The sequence below is a fragment of the Curtobacterium sp. PsM8 genome (genome assembly GCF_030433875.1).
GTDB lineage: Bacteria > Actinomycetota > Actinomycetes > Actinomycetales > Microbacteriaceae > Curtobacterium.
In genome coordinates, this window is the sequence record NZ_JARUXD010000048.1 from 1 (window position 1) to 14,223 (window position 14,223).

Here is a 14,223-nt window from a genome sequence, read left to right on the forward strand (position 1 = left end):
CGAGATCTACAAATCTTACTGTTCGTCGGCAAGCGTCAGTTGTTTATAAGAGACTGGTGCCAGCTGGCACCGAGCCTTCAGTCCGGAACAGGGTTGCGGACATGCGGCGGCGACGCCGCCACCGCTCACATGTCGGCGATGAGCCGGAGCGTGCAACCGTCGGGGACGGTCTGGTGTTCGACGTAGTGCATGAACACCGGCGCTGCCTGGTCGGCGGTGAAGAGCTCAGCCGGGTGCCGCCGCTCGTGCGCAGCCTGCACGTCGATGGTCTCCGTGAGCGGTTCCGCGAGGTCGTGGTCACGGCCGACGATGTAGAAGCGGTACTCGCCGTCGTCCTCACGTCGGCGGAGTTCGACGCTCATCTTCTCCGCGGTGCCGCCGGCCTGGAGGTAGGAGCCGCCGTACTGCTCCTCAGCCTGTTCGGGGTTGAACATCCAGTCGGCGTCGTCGGGACACCACCAGATCTGCCACGCGAACTGCTCGTCGTTGTCGAGCAACCCCAGCATGCGGCGTACTTGATCAGGTATCGGCCGGAACGTGTCCTGCAGGATGCTGCTGACGCTGCTGTTGGTCTCTTCGATGATCATTCGTTACTTCACTCGTTGGTAGTTGACCGAGGTGATCTTGATGCGTTCACCGTTCAGTGTGGCGTACGCGGGATGGTCGTACGACACCGCTCGGTCGAAGACTTCTTGGGCCCCGTCCTTCGACGTGCCGCTCTTCACCTCGACGCCCTCCCATGTGCCGTCAGGTTTCTTGACCAAGCCGTCGTAGACCCGTTCCTTCGATGCGCCTTCCATGCTGGCGCGCACCGGCTGCGTCGTTGTGACCTTCACTCCAGTCTTGCGCTCGTACTGCTTGAGACCCTGCGCCTCCTTCTGCGCAGAATCGGCACGGGCCTTGTCGTTGTCCTGCGACCGGTATTCACCCTTGTTGTTACGCCCGGGATGGTCCTCATTCGGGCCGTTCGGGTCCTTCTTCGCCTGCTCGACGTGGTCGGTGCGGTTTGGGCTGACCCCGTCGTCCGTCATCGCGTGGACGCCGAGTTGACCTGCGCCTGCTCCAGCAGCGGTGGCCCCCGCGGCCATCACCGCCGCACCGGAGGTGTTCAAAGGCACACCGGCGATCGCTCCAACTCCGGTGATGTCGAGTGCGACACCTCCACCTTCCATCGCTGCTCCCCCGGCCATCGTCGCGAGGCCGCCGAGGAGCTCGAGCACCTCGTCCGGGTGGTTGACCATGGCGTTGCCCAGCGAGGCGAACAGGTTCCCGGCGACCGCAGCAGCGTCCTGCACGTGCGGCCAGGCCGCTTCTGCTTCCGCGCCGAGGACTCGCCCATGCCTTCGATGACCGCGCAGAAGTACGTGCCGAGCGCCTCCGCGTCGGCGTCGGCCTCGACCTCGCCAGCCGCCTGCGCATCGACGATGCAGGCCGTGTAGCCCGCGCGGATGGTGTCGAAGGCGTCGGAGACGGTGGCGGCGACCTCCGGATCACGGGCCGACAGCTCTACCGCCGCGCGGAGCAGCAGCGAAGGCGCTCCCTGCGCCGCCCCGTGCTCGACCGCCACGGACACCAGCTGCGTGCGGATCCGCGCGATCGGGTGCTCGGAACTCCGCATGACGGACTGGACGACCTCGACGGCCTCAGGGGTCCGCCGCCGTCGTCACCGGATCCACGGCAGCGTCCGGCACCGAGCCGTCGTCCGGACTGTGCGGGGCGATGAAAGCCGCGATCGCGGCCCTCACCCGGACCTGGGCAGCCGAACTAACGTGCGGGAAGAACTAGCTCGCGACGAGGGAGAAATTGCGCGCTACACGACGGCCGCTCCGCTCCCGCCGGTCTCGCTAGCGAAGCCCGCGCGCGCTAGAGGAGGAGCCTTTCCGCCCCCGACGCGACATCTGGCATTGCGACCAACGGGCGCACCTGTTTCACCGCGCCGCTCGTCGCCCGAGGCCGGGTCTCGCGACGTCGATCAAGGTCGTCCTGCCCTCACCGCCGCCAGCGGTCTATCACGCCCTCAAACGCCCGATGCGCCCAGTCTTCCTGCCAGGCTGCATGGAAGTTGACGTCCATAGAACGAGGAAGTTGCGTGATCGGATTGACGCGAACTAGAGAGGGCAGAACGATTGCGTCGCCGATGATCACGGCTTCACGCTGTTCCAATGACGCAAGCGAATTCGTGAGGGCACCTAGATCGTCAGGCAGAAGACGTTTCACGTAATTCTGATCCGCCGGATTAGTCAACCGCATTGCGACGAAATTGCTACATTGCGAAAAGACCGTCTCCGACACTTCCGATGGTCGCTGACTTACGATCATGAGCGATACTCCATATTTCCTGCCTTCCTTCGCCACACGCTCAATGGACTTCTTCACAGAATTGAAGCGAGCCGACGAGTTTTGCGGGATATAGTTGTGCGCCTCCTCAAAAACCAGCAAGAATGGAAGCTCGGCCTCGTCGGCGGCATGCAATTTTTTGAAGTGGAAGCTGAAAGTGAAAACTAGTCGTGCGACTAGCGAAACCACCACGCTAAGAACCTCGAAAGGTATTCCACTCAAGTCGAGTATGGTGACATTTGCCTGCGCATCGTCTTCAAACCCCATGAATTGCGATATGAGCCGATCCATGTCCTCTGTTTGAAAAACTTGCCCTTCGCCATTCTTCGGCGACAAAAGGAAGTCTAGACGCCGATCGGCTCGTCGACTCTCGAGTCGCATAAGGAAACGGTTGAATTCGCCAGCGAAAGGGCCAGCCGTGGCCTTCTTGCCGGCTGCTTGACTTGATTCAACGAACGGGACCTTCTGACCGAAGTAGATCTGCTCCCGGGAATCGATCAAGCCAGCTCGCCCGATATTTGGGTCCGAGCTCTTCGGCAACCCTTCGTCCGGGTTTCGACCGATAACTTCCGAGTTCAAGTTGTCAATGTATTGCAGAACTTCCTCCAGAGAGAAATAAGCTGGAGAATCGTAAGAAACCTGGCCCACTGGCATGTTCCGATTATGACGCTGCTTGTTCGCTATAACTGCATGCCGGAACTGTGAGACCTGGTTATGTGAGTTCTGTTCATTGCTTTCAATGAAGAGCTCCTCCAGCTCCTCGGAGTTCATCAGCCAATACGGCAAGTTCAAATCATCTGCGGTGATGACTCGGGCATCGGGGAACGCCGTCGAGTATTCGCCATGAATGTCGAAAATGATAACATGCGAATTGTTCAATACACCGCGCGCTACCTGGTCCGAAGTCGGCTCGGTGGCCGCTTGAATGATCGCGGCAACTGTCGAGGATTTACCGGATCCAGTCGACCCAACGACCCCGATGTGCTTCCCAAAGAATCTGTCACCATCCAACGACACTTCGACGCTTGGATCCTGCACTAAAGTACTGAAGTTGAATTTCGAAGAAATCCCCTCCCCTGAATAAATGCGCTCCAGGAGATCGTTCTCCGCGAGCTCCACATTCTGCGGGGGAATCGTAATCTGCTTGCCGCCGCGGTAGAATTTACCGTTTTCCAGTCGGCCCACCGGCTGGAGCGAAAGTACGAATCTCGGGTCCGTCGGGACGCCGTCAGTACCCAACGAATCTCGGACCCGGAAGCCATCGACAACGGCAACTAGCGAGGCATCCTCATCGTCTGAGATTTTCAGATACGAGCCTATCTGCAGCTTCTGCTCAAGCTGCTGATACTCGTCGGTCGAAGTAAGTTCGACTTCAATGAGGTTAGGACCCACGGCGACAACTTTGGCCAGGTCCGAGAAGGCAGTCACAGAATCTCCCCGACAATCCGATTGATGTTCTCCTGATTGAAGTCAACCAGATGCATTGTTTGCGTAGCAAACGAATCGCCCAAGTCGTACGGCACCCCTCCGGATGCGTCAATCAGGCGCGCCACTCTCCCACCAGTATGCGAATAGCTGGAGAGCGATCCTAGGGTGATCACCTTCAAAGCATATGACGCATCGCTGATGCGAGAGTTTGCCTTGACATGCAACACCGGTGGTCGCCTTAGCGCAGTCGTAGAGAGACTGATCTCTTCATAGCCGTCATTGAAGGCAATTTCGTCGCGGATTAGCCGTATCTTTAGATTCGTCATGAAGGATTTCTCTGCGTCGATTGCAAGCAGCCAAGGTTTTGCGTTCGACAGACCCGCAAGGTAGGAGGCTGTCAGAACTTCACACAACTCGACGACGAGATCCAACTCTTCCATCTTCGGACGCAACAAGATCGCTCGATGCTTCTTTCGATCGCTATATTGCATCCGCTTCAGAAGTGCGATCTGAGTTCGAAGGAACGACTCAGCACCCGCCTTGTCGGAATGCCACAGACCGTATAAGCGGTCCACGACTGAAAGGGCCGATGTCAATTCGGGTTTTGTGACCCCGCGAGCTGCGATGTCCGATTGGCGGGCTTTGGTCCGGACAAAATCCCTGGCTCTGGGGAGATGAAGGATCCGAGCCTCGTCTTCACTGCACGAAAAGGTCATCTTCAGACGTTGGATCACGTCATGCTGCTGACTCTCAAACGTAGAACCACGCGCGATGGTCAACCTCTTACTGAATTCGAGGAGTAGGGCATCATCCCACTCCGGATGATCGCGCACCTCCTCACCAAGCTCCCTATCGCGACGCACAAGGGCCGTTCTCAAGTCACCGAGGGAGAGTCGCTCGGGTACCTCCCCCGAACCGAATCGAAGATGAAGGACGTATTGCCAGCTGTCGGCTTGATCGAAGTCCTTGAGCATCATCACGAGAGGATCGCGTAGCCCCTTTGGACCCGTGTATTTTCCGCTCTCGTGATACTTGACCTGGATGGCGCGCTTTGAAGAGTCTCCAAAGAAGTCGAGGTCTTCTTTGCCTTCAACCTCGAACCTATCAGAGGCTCTTGCATCCAAAATCTGAACGATCGCGTGATCAAACTGGTAATCGAATCCTGCAATCGTGGCACCAGCCGCGCGGTTGCTGTGCCCATCGGCCATGAGCCCTCCCCCATCTTTCTCTTCACATCGATGCTAGTGGCTTATCTCCCGCAACTCAATCGAGGCTACGACGGCCAAATTCAAACGACAGCACGCCCCGCCGGCCGAAGCCAGCGGGGCGTCCCCACAAGTCAGACAGAGATCAGAAGTCCCAGTCCTCGTCCTCAGTGCTCTCCGCCTTGCCGATGACGTACGACGAGCCCGACCCCGAGAAGAAGTCGTGGTTCTCGTCCGCGTTGGGCGACAGCGCCGACAGGATCGCCGGGTTCACGTCCGTCGTCTCCTTGGGGAACATCGGCTCGTAGCCCAGGTTCATCAGCGCCTTGTTGGCGTTGTAGTGCAGGAACTTCTTGACGTCCTCGGTCAGCCCGACCTGGTCGTAGAGGTCCTGCGTGTAATGGATCTCGTTCTCGTACAGCTCGAACAGCAGGCTGAACGTGTAGTCCTTGATCTCCTGCTTGCGCTCCTCCGAAGCGCCCTCGAGCCCCTTCTGGAACTTGTACCCGATGTAGTACCCGTGGACGGCTTCGTCGCGGATGATCAGGCGGATCAGGTCAGCGGTGTTCGTGAGCTTCGCGCGCGAGGACCAGTACATCGGCAGGTAGAAGCCGGAGTAGAACAGGAACGACTCGAGCAGGGTCGACGCGACCTTGCGCTTCAGGGGGTCGTCGCCGGTGTAGTAGTCGAGGACGATCTGGGCCTTCTTCTGCAGGTTCACGTTCTCGGTGGACCAGCGGAAGGCGTCGTCGATCTCGGGGGTCGACGCCAGGGTCGAGAAGATCGACGAGTAGCTCTTGGCGTGCACCGACTCCATGAACGCGATGTTCGTGTAGACGGACTCCTCGTGCGGGGTGATCGCGTCGGGGATCAGGCTGATCGCGCCGACGGTCCCCTGGATGGTGTCCAGGAGCGTCAGACCCGTGAACACGCGCATGGTGAGCTGCTGCTCCTCAGGCGTGAGGGTGTTCCACGACTGCACGTCGTTCGACAGCGGCACCTTCTCGGGCAGCCAGAAGTTGTTGACGAGGCGGTTCCAGACCTCGACGTCCTTCTCGTCCTGGATGCGGTTCCAGTTGATCGCGCTGACCGAACGGATCAGCGGGACGGCTTTGCCGGTGGCGTGGACCGGGTCGGTGAGAGTCATTGCGTTCTTCCGGAAGTCATTGATCGGAACGGGAGTCGGACTGGAGGCGCGGTGCAGGCTGGCACCGCGCCTCCAGGCCGGGGGTGGTCGCGTCAGCGACCGGAGGTCACAGCATGCAGCTGACGCAGCCCTCGACCTCGGTGCCCTCGAGGGCGAGCTGGCGCAGACGGATGTAGTAGATCGTCTTGATGCCCTTGCGCCATGCGTAGATCTGCGCCTTGTTGATGTCACGCGTGGTGGCGGTGTCCTTGAAGAACAGCGTCAGGGACAGGCCCTGGTCCACGTGCTGTGTCGCCGCGGCGTACGTGTCGATGATCTTCTCGGCACCGATCTCGTACGCGTCCTGGTAGTAGTCCAGGTTGTCGTTCGTCATGAACGGCGCCGGGTAGTAGACGCGGCCGAGCTTGCCTTCCTTGCGGATCTCGATCTTCGACGCGATCGGGTGGATCGACGACGTCGAGTGGTTGATGTACGAGATCGAACCGGTCGGCGGGACAGCCTGCAGGTTCTGGTTGTAGATGCCGTGCTCCTGGATGGACGCCTTCAGCGCCTTCCAGTCGTCCTGCGTCGGGATGGTGATGTTCGCGTTGTCGAACAGCGACGCGACCCGGGCGGTGGCCGGCGTCCAGACCTGGTCGGTGTACTTGTCGAAGAACTCGCCCGACGCGTACTTCGAGTCGCGGAACCCGTCGAAGGTCTCCCCGGTCTCGATCGCGATGTTGTTCGAGGCGCGCAGGGCGTGGAACAGCACCGTGTAGAAGTAGATGTTCGTGAAGTCGATGCCCTCTTCGGAGCCGTAGTAGACGCGCTCACGAGCCAGGTAGCCGTGCAGGTTCATCTGGCCGAGGCCGATGGCGTGCGACTTGTCGTTGCCGTCCTCGACACTGCGGACCGAGGTGATGTGCGACATCTGCGAGACGGAGGTCAGGCCGCGGATGGCGGTCTCGATGGTCTTGCCGAAGTCCGGCGAGTCCATAGTCAGCGCGATGTTCAGCGAGCCGAGGTTGCAGGAGATGTCCTTGCCGATCTCCTTGTACGAGAGGTCCTCGTTGAAGGTGGTCGGGGTGTTGACCTGCAGGATCTCGGAGCACAGGTTCGACATGTTGATCCGGCCCTTGATCGGGTTGGCCTTGTTCACCGTGTCCTCGAACACGATGTACGGGTAGCCCGACTCGAACTGGATCTCCGCGATGGTCTGGAAGAACTCGCGCGCCTTGATCTTCGTCTTCTTGATGCGCGAGTCGTCGACCATCGCGCGGTAGTTCTCGGAGATCGGGACGTCACCGAAGGGGACGCCGTAGACCTTCTCGACGTCGTACGGCGAGAACAGGTACATGTCCTCGTTGTTCTTCGCGAGCTCGAACGTGATGTCCGGCACGACGACGCCGAGGGACAGCGTCTTGATGCGGATCTTCTCGTCGGCGTTCTCGCGCTTGGTGTCGAGGAACTTCATGATGTCCGGGTGGTGGGCGCTGAGGTAGACCGCGCCGGCACCCTGACGCGCACCGAGCTGGTTCGCGTAGGAGAAGGAGTCTTCCAGCAGCTTCATCACGGGGATGATGCCCGAGGACTGGTTCTCGATCTGCTTGATCGGGGCGCCGGCCTCGCGGATGTTGGAGAGCAGCAGGGCCACGCCGCCGCCGCGCTTCGAGAGCTGCAGCGAGGAGTTGATCCCGCGCGAGATCGACTCCATGTTGTCCTCGATGCGGAGGAGGAAGCAGGAGACGAGTTCGCCGCGCTGGGCCTTCGCGGTGTTGAGGAACGTCGGGGTCGCGGGCTGGAAGCGGCCGGCGATGATCTCCTCGACGAGGTCGATCGCGAGCTGCTCGTTGCCCTGCGCCAGGCCGAGGGCCGTCATCACGACGCGGTCCTCGAAGCGCTCGAGGTAGCGCTTGCCGTCGAACGTCTTGAGCGTGTAGCTCGTGTAGTACTTGAACGCACCGAGGAACGTCTGGAACCGGAACTTCTTCGAGTACGCCAGGTCGTTGAGCCGCTGGATGAAGTCCATCGAGTACTGGTCGATGGTCGCCTGCTCGTAGTACTCGTTCTCGACCAGGTAGTCCAGCCGCTCTTTCAGGTTGTGGAAGAAGACGGTGTTCTGGTTGACGTGCTGCAGGAAGAACTGCTTGGCCGCCTCACGATCCTTGTCGAACTGGATGTTCCCGTCCGCGTCGTAGAGGTTGAGCATCGCGTTGAGGGAGTGGTAGTCCATCCCCGTCTGCGGCGACGTCAGATCGACGTCTGCAACTGCTGCGTCCAAAATGCTTCCAATCCTGAGTTGACCGCCACCACGTCGTCGGGGGTCCCGAAGACTTCGAAGCGGTAGAGAACGGGGACTCCGCACTTGCGCGCGACGATGTCCCCGGCGAGGCCGAACGCCTCACCGAAGTTGGTGTTCCCACCGACGACGACGCCCCGGATCAGAGCCCGGTTGTGTTCGTCGTTGAGGAACTTGATGACCTGCTTGGGGACCGCTCCGTGTCCGTTGCCGCCACCGTAGGTGGGGAGGACCAGGACGTAGGGCTCGTCCACACGGAGGGGTTCCTCACTCGCGTGCAGCGGGATCCGGTCGGCGTCCTGGCCGAGCTTCTCCACGAACCGGGCGGTGTTGCCCGAGACACTCGAGAAGTAGACGAGGCGGCTCATGGTGCGCTCCCTGACGAGGTGCGGACTGCGGACCGGAGGGGTGTGGCGGGGGCGGGACGAGCCTCCAGGCTGTCCTTCCGCCGCCGGGCGAGGCGGGCCGGAGGGCCCGCGAGCCGTCAGGCCAGTTCGGCGCTGAGGGTGGCGATCTTGTCGGGGCGGAAGCCCGACCAGTGGTCGTCGTCGGTCACGACGACGGGGGCCTGCATGTAGCCGAGGCTCTTGACGTGCTCGAGCGCTGCTTCGTCCGTGGAGACGTCGTGCACTTCGTACTCGATGCCCTTGTTGTCGAGGGCGCGGTACGTCGCAGTGCACTGGACGCAAGACGGCTTGGTGTACACGGTGACGGCCATGATCTCCCCTGGTTCTGGGCCCGGTTGGAGGCCCGTCGTTCTGGTGCTGTGTTGTCGATGACGCTACTACATGTAGTGCCCGATGGACGGGTGGACCACTAGAGGAAGTGTTACACCCCTGTAGTTTCCACAACGTCATCCACAGTCTGTGGATTCCCGCGAGGCCCGGTTTTCCGCCACTCTGCCACCGCCCACCGACACTTCCCACACCCTGTTGGGGGGACCTGTCCACGGATGTGGAAACTGCACGCCCGGCGTGTCTGAGAACGTCCAGCGGACAGCGGTCCGACACCCCGTCGACGGCCGCTCCCCCGCTCGGGGGCCACCGCTCTCCGCCTCGGGGGCCACCGCTCTCCGGGTCGGAGGAGACCGCTCTCCACACCCGCCGCAACGCGGTCCGTCCGGTCCGTACACTCGTCTCGTGAGCGCGTACGGGTCCCTGCTGAAGACTCCCGGGGTCGGCCGGGTCATCGCCGCGCAACTCACCGCGCGTTTCCCGTTCGGCATGCTGTCGCTGGCGTACCTGCTGCACGTCGAGCACATCTTCGACTCGTACGGCGCCGCCGGCCTCGTCCTCGCGACGACGAGCATCGGCCAGGCCCTCGCCGGTCCGCTGACCAGCCGGTGGATGGGACGCTGGGGCATGCGCCCGGTGCTGATCCTGACGAGCATCGTGGCGTTCCTGACCATGGGCGTCATCGCCTTCTTCGTGATGCCGCTCTGGGCGTACGTCGTGATCGGCTTCGTCGGCGGCCTGGCGGTCCCGCCGGTGCAGCCCGCGGTCCGCACCATCTACCCGAAGATGGTCACGTCCTCGCAGCTCACCCCGCTGTTCTCCCTCGACGCCAGTGCGCAGGAGCTGATCTGGGTCGCCGGTCCGGTCATCACCACGTTCGTGGCGACGCAGATCGGCACGGTCGAGGCGATCGTCGTCGCGATGGTGTTCCTGCTCATCGGCTGCACGTGGTTCATCGCCTCCCCCGAGCTGGGCCGCGTCCGCATCCCCCGCTCGAAGCGCGCGTTCGGTGTCGTCATGAAGCGGCCGTCGGTCGTCGTCGCCACCGTCACGGGCCTGCTGCTCATCGGCGCGTGCTCCGCGGTGGAGGCCAGCGTCACCAGCGTCTTCGGCGAGGGCAGCCCGAACGCCGGCATCGTCCTCGCCGTGTTCGCGGTCGGGTCACTCGCGGGCGGGTTGGCGCTCGGCCACCGTCCGATCTCGCAGAACGCCCTCTGGCTGCGCATGACGATCGTGTTCGTCGGACTCGTGCTCGCGGTCGGCAACCCGACGTTCTGGTGGCTCTGCATCTCGCTCGTCATCGCGGGCGCCGGCATCGCCCCCGCCCTGACGGTGATGTTCGGCTCGGTCTCCGCCACGGTCAAGTTCTCCGACACGGCCGAGGCCTACGGCTGGATGGGCACCGGCCAGCTCATCGGTGCCGCCGGCGGGTCCGCGGTCGCCGGCTTCCTCATCGACAGCAACGGTCCGAGCGGCGGCCTGATGGTCGGCGCCGTCATGGCCGCGGCCGGCGTGGTGTTCCCCCTGGTCATGCGCCGCTGGCTGCCCGACCTGCGCGGACGCGACGCCAGTCCACTGCCCGACACCGAGCCGGTCCACCTCCCCACCTGATCCGCCCGGCCTGCGTTCTCCACAGGTCGGACTGGAGGCCCGCCCCACCCCCCTCACGCCGGGCAGGATGGGTGCATGGTCACCTCGATCCCCCTCCGCGACGGCCGGAGCATCCCCACCGTCGGCTTCGGCGTCTACAAGGTCGACGACGCCGAGGCAGCGACGGCCGTCGGGCTCGCGCTGGACGCCGGGTACCGCCACGTGGACACGGCCGAGATGTACGGCAACGAACGGGGCGTCGGGCAGGCCCTCCGGGCCTCCGCGCTCGAACGTGACGACGTGTTCGTGACCACGAAGGTGTGGAACGACCACCAGGGCCGCGACGGCACGCTCCGGGCGTTCGACGCCAGTATCGAGCGGCTGGGGCTCGACGCGGTCGACCTGTACCTGATCCACTGGCCGGCGGCGGCGAACGACCGTTACGTCGAGACCTGGCGGACGCTCGTCGAACTCCGCGCCTCCGGGCGGGCCCGCAGTGTCGGCGTCTCGAACTTCCAGGTGCCGCACCTCGAACGGATCATCGACGAGACCGGTGAGGTCCCGGCGGTCAACCAGGTCGAGCGGCACCCGTGGTTGCCGCAGCGTGAACTGATGGCGTTCCACGAGCAGCACGACATCGTCACCGCGGCGTGGTCGCCCCTCGGTCGCGGACGGCTCATCGAGGACCCGGTGCTCGTCGGCATCGCGGCCGCCCACGACGTCAGCGTCGCCCAGGTGCTCGTACGGTGGAACGTGCAGCAGGGGGTCGTCGTGCTGCCGAAGTCGGTGACGCCGTCGCGCATCCGCTCGAACCGCGACGTCGACGGCTTCGTGCTGACGGACGACGAGCTCGCTGCGATCGCGGGCCTCGAGTCCGGCCAGCGCACGGGCTCCCACCCCGACGCCGTCGCCTGAGCGCGCGGTCGGGCCTGGAGTCCGGCGCCACTCAGCCCTGGCGGTCCTCCTCGGACTGCCACGGCAGGTGCAGGTCGCCCGGCTCGGGCTCGACGTCACCGGCGTCGTCCGCGCCACCGGTCCCCGGTGCCGCGACGATGCGGGAGGGGTCGATGCCGTCCGCGCGCAGGTCGTCGTCGTCGCGCTGCTCCGTCTGCGACGCGTCCATCTCCCGCTCGCTCGAGGGGCTGTACGACGTGTCGGCGGCCCGCTGCTCGCTGCCGCTCACCCCGTCGACGTCGTCGCTGTGCGCTGCCGAGGCCAGGGCGTCGGAGCGGTCCCGGTCGTCGGAGTGCTCGGGGCCTGCGATGTCGTTGCTCATGGTGGTTCCTCCCGTTTCCCCGAACGCTAGGCGGCAGCACGCCCCGGACTCCCAGGCCGCCGGGCCGATCGGGGCACAACCGGACCCCGGTCACACCGGTACCGTCGAAGCGTGATGGATCCTCGCGCCCTGGCCACCGAGCAGCTCCGACCCGGGGAGCGCCTGCTGTGGGCGGGGCAGAGCGACCCCGGACGGTTCTTCTCCGGGCGAGACGGGTTCCTCGTGCCCTTCAGCATCCTGTGGGGCGGCTTCGCGATCTTCTGGGAGGTCGGTGTCCTGACCACCGGAGCGCCCTGGTTCTTCGCCCTCTTCGGCAGCGTCTTCGTACTGGTCGGACTGCACCTGATCGTCGGCCGGTTCCTCGTGAAGCGCTACCGCAAGCGCACGGAGGCCTTCGCCGTGACCGACCGGCGGGCGTTCATCACGAACGGACGCAGCAGCCGCGAGACCGATGTCAGCCGGACCGACCGGAACATCACCTGGACCCGCGGGCGGACCCACTGCACGGTCGAGTGGGGCGACAGCTCCGGACGTGGAGTCTTCGGCGGCGGCGGGTTCGGCGGACCCAACCTCCAGCACATCTACGCCAACACCGGCCTGGACGGGTTCTTCGGTCCACGTCCGATGGCGTTCTACGACGTCGCCGACGGCGCGGCCCTGGTCCAGGCGCTCGATGACGCAGCCCGACGCTGACGCCTCCTGCCCCATCGACTCGGCGACACCCGAGCAGCGGGCCATCGTCGAGCAACACCTCCGCCCGAGCGAACAGCTCCTCTGGATCGGCGAGAGCGACCCGCAGCGGATGTTCGTCGACGCCGACCGGTGGCTGATCCCGTTCAACGCCTTCTTCCTCGTCGTGGTGACGACCTTCCTCGTGGGAGCGGCGCGATCGCAGGCGCACCCTCGGGTCCTGGTGCTGCTGTCCGCCCTCGTCCTGGTCGCCCTGCACCTCTCTGCTGGTCGATTCCTCGTGAAGCGCCACCGCAAGCGCACGGACGTCTACGCCGTGACGACGGAGCGGGCGCTCGTCACGAACGGACGGAGGACACGCGAGACCGATGCTCGCCGCACCGACTGGTACGTGGACCGGACGGCCGAGCACGTCACCGTGCAGTGGGACGACGTCAGCGACCTCGACACGCTCTTCCTGGGCGGAAGCGCGTCGGCACAGCAGTACGCCAACACGGGCCTCGATGGCATGCCCGGCATGCGGGAGGACTTCGCGATGTACGACGTCATCGACGGCGACGGGCTGGTCGCCGCACTCCACCGGACCTCCGGGCGCTGACCACGGCCGGGAGGCACGCCGCACCCCCGCAGGTCCGTTACGCTCGTCGGGCACTCGCCACCACCAGGAGGTCCCACCGTGACGATCGTCGCCGCCGCTGACGGCTCAGCCCTCGGCAACCCCGGCCCTGCCGGCTGGGCCTGGTACGTGGACGACGACCGCTGGGCTGCCGGCGGCTGGCCCCGCGGCACCAACAACCAGGGCGAGCTGACCGCTGTCCTGCAGCTCCTCAAGGCCACGAAGGACTCGGGCGAGCCGCTGCACATCCTCTGCGACAGCCAGTACGCCATCAAGGCCTGCACCGAGTGGCTCGCCGGGTGGAAGCGCAAGGGGTGGCGGAAGGCCGACGGCAAGCCGGTCCTCAACGTGGAGATCATCCAGGAGCTCGACGCCGAGCTGCAGGGCCGCAAGGTGACGTTCGAGTGGGTCCGCGGGCACATGGGCCACGAGATGAACGAGGCCGCCGACGTCCGTGCCCGTGGTGCGGCGACGGCGTACCAGAACCGCACCGAGGTGCCGACGGGCCCGGGCTGGCCGGGCGTCGACGTCCCGGAGCCGGCGGCGATCCCCGAGGTCGCCCCGCCCGCGACGCTCTTCTAGACCGCACGACGCACGCCAGACGACAGACAGCGAGGGCGGGACCGATCGGTCCCGCCCTCGCTGTCTGTCGCTCTGGACTCAGTAGGTGCCGTCGCGGCGGTCCTGCTGGGTGATCTGCTCGCCCGAGGCCGGGTCGACGCCGGAGCGCGTCGTGGTGGTGGTCCGGCGTCCGCCGAAGCCGACCGCCAGGCTGATGATGAGCAGGACGACGCCGGCGGCCATCAGGATGTAGCCGATGAGGCGCAGGTCGATGCCGGCGACCTGGTAGTCGACCGCGAACGCGACGATGGCGCCGATCACGATCAAGGCGATGCTGGAGCCGATTCGCATGGGGGGTTCC

General features: G+C 64.2%; 15 protein-coding genes and 1 pseudogene. 5 read left to right on the plus strand and 11 right to left on the minus strand.

All coding sequences use genetic code 11. The annotated features are described in order from the left end of the window. Window positions 1–125: 125 nt before the first annotated feature. The 9 genes and pseudogenes from QCD68_RS11800 to nrdH form a co-directional block, all read right to left on the minus strand. Entirely contained in the window at window positions 126–587 is a 462-nt protein-coding gene (locus QCD68_RS11800; protein WP_301223148.1) for a hypothetical protein, read from the minus strand. A gap of 3 nt (window positions 588–590) precedes the next feature. Further along, window positions 591–1,295 (minus strand): hypothetical protein, encoded by a 705-nt coding sequence (locus tag QCD68_RS11805; protein ID WP_301223149.1) that lies wholly within the window; start codon window positions 1,293–1,295, stop codon window positions 591–593. 92 nt (window positions 1,296–1,387) lie between these two features. Then, window positions 1,388–1,618, minus strand: a pseudogene (locus QCD68_RS17535) (hypothetical protein); the annotation flags it as partial. Window positions 1,619–1,989: 371 nt separating this feature from the next. After that, on the minus strand, window positions 1,990–3,765 hold the full coding sequence (locus QCD68_RS11810; protein WP_301223150.1) for an ATP-binding protein: 1,776 nt from the start codon (window positions 3,763–3,765) through the stop codon (window positions 1,990–1,992). Further along, on the minus strand, window positions 3,762–4,973 hold the full coding sequence (locus QCD68_RS11815) for a hypothetical protein (protein ID WP_301223151.1): 1,212 nt from the start codon (window positions 4,971–4,973) through the stop codon (window positions 3,762–3,764). The genes QCD68_RS11810 and QCD68_RS11815 overlap by 4 nt, the downstream gene beginning before the upstream one ends. A gap of 142 nt (window positions 4,974–5,115) precedes the next feature. Beyond that, window positions 5,116–6,117 carry a class 1b ribonucleoside-diphosphate reductase subunit beta gene (gene nrdF, locus QCD68_RS11820; RefSeq protein ID WP_301223152.1) on the minus strand — a complete coding sequence of 334 codons (1,002 nt, stop codon included), beginning with the start codon at window positions 6,115–6,117 and terminating at the stop codon, window positions 5,116–5,118. Between the two features lie 106 nt (window positions 6,118–6,223). Further along, window positions 6,224–8,329 (minus strand): class 1b ribonucleoside-diphosphate reductase subunit alpha, encoded by a 2,106-nt coding sequence (gene nrdE / locus QCD68_RS11825; RefSeq protein WP_301223153.1) that lies wholly within the window; start codon window positions 8,327–8,329, stop codon window positions 6,224–6,226. Window positions 8,330–8,346: 17 nt separating this feature from the next. Beyond that, window positions 8,347–8,763, minus strand: a complete 417-nt coding sequence (nrdI, locus tag QCD68_RS11830) for a class Ib ribonucleoside-diphosphate reductase assembly flavoprotein NrdI (RefSeq protein ID WP_111076178.1) — start codon at window positions 8,761–8,763, stop codon at window positions 8,347–8,349. A gap of 116 nt (window positions 8,764–8,879) precedes the next feature. After that, window positions 8,880–9,113: a glutaredoxin-like protein NrdH gene (nrdH, locus tag QCD68_RS11835; RefSeq protein ID WP_017886897.1), complete on the minus strand. Its 234-nt coding sequence runs from the start codon at window positions 9,111–9,113 to the stop codon at window positions 8,880–8,882. A 421-nt stretch (window positions 9,114–9,534) separates the two neighbouring features. On the opposite strand from nrdH, the gene QCD68_RS11840 reads away from it, so the two are divergent. Together QCD68_RS11840 and QCD68_RS11845 are read left to right on the plus strand one after the other, a co-directional pair. Continuing rightward, the gene (locus tag QCD68_RS11840) at window positions 9,535–10,740 is read left to right on the plus strand and encodes an MFS transporter (RefSeq protein ID WP_111076177.1); all 1,206 of its coding nucleotides are present in this window, start codon (window positions 9,535–9,537) and stop codon (window positions 10,738–10,740) included. A 75-nt stretch (window positions 10,741–10,815) separates the two neighbouring features. After that, entirely contained in the window at window positions 10,816–11,634 is an 819-nt protein-coding gene (locus QCD68_RS11845; RefSeq protein WP_301223154.1) for an aldo/keto reductase, read from the plus strand. Between the two features lie 31 nt (window positions 11,635–11,665). Here the strand turns inward: QCD68_RS11845 and QCD68_RS11850 are convergent, their stop codons facing one another. Continuing rightward, entirely contained in the window at window positions 11,666–11,995 is a 330-nt protein-coding gene (locus QCD68_RS11850; protein WP_111076175.1) for a hypothetical protein, read from the minus strand. Between the two features lie 111 nt (window positions 11,996–12,106). Here QCD68_RS11850 and QCD68_RS11855 point away from each other — a divergent pair, with 111 nt between their 5' ends. The 3 genes from QCD68_RS11855 to QCD68_RS11865 all read left to right on the plus strand — a co-directional run bounded on the left by QCD68_RS11855 (window position 12,107) and on the right by QCD68_RS11865 (window position 13,883). Next, window positions 12,107–12,688: a hypothetical protein gene (locus tag QCD68_RS11855; RefSeq protein ID WP_301223155.1), complete on the plus strand. Its 582-nt coding sequence runs from the start codon at window positions 12,107–12,109 to the stop codon at window positions 12,686–12,688. After that, a complete protein-coding gene (locus QCD68_RS11860) occupies window positions 12,669–13,283 on the plus strand; it encodes a hypothetical protein (RefSeq protein WP_301223156.1) in 615 nt (204 codons plus the stop codon). Before QCD68_RS11855 ends, QCD68_RS11860 begins: the two co-directional genes overlap by 20 nt. Before the next feature lie 78 nt (window positions 13,284–13,361). After that, window positions 13,362–13,883, plus strand: coding sequence for a ribonuclease H family protein (locus tag QCD68_RS11865; protein ID WP_111076172.1), 522 nt, complete (start codon window positions 13,362–13,364; stop codon window positions 13,881–13,883). A gap of 78 nt (window positions 13,884–13,961) precedes the next feature. Here the strand turns inward: QCD68_RS11865 and QCD68_RS11870 are convergent, their stop codons facing one another. Beyond that, the gene (locus tag QCD68_RS11870; RefSeq protein WP_111076171.1) at window positions 13,962–14,213 is read right to left on the minus strand and encodes a DUF6458 family protein; all 252 of its coding nucleotides are present in this window, start codon (window positions 14,211–14,213) and stop codon (window positions 13,962–13,964) included. Window positions 14,214–14,223 lie beyond the last annotated feature (10 nt).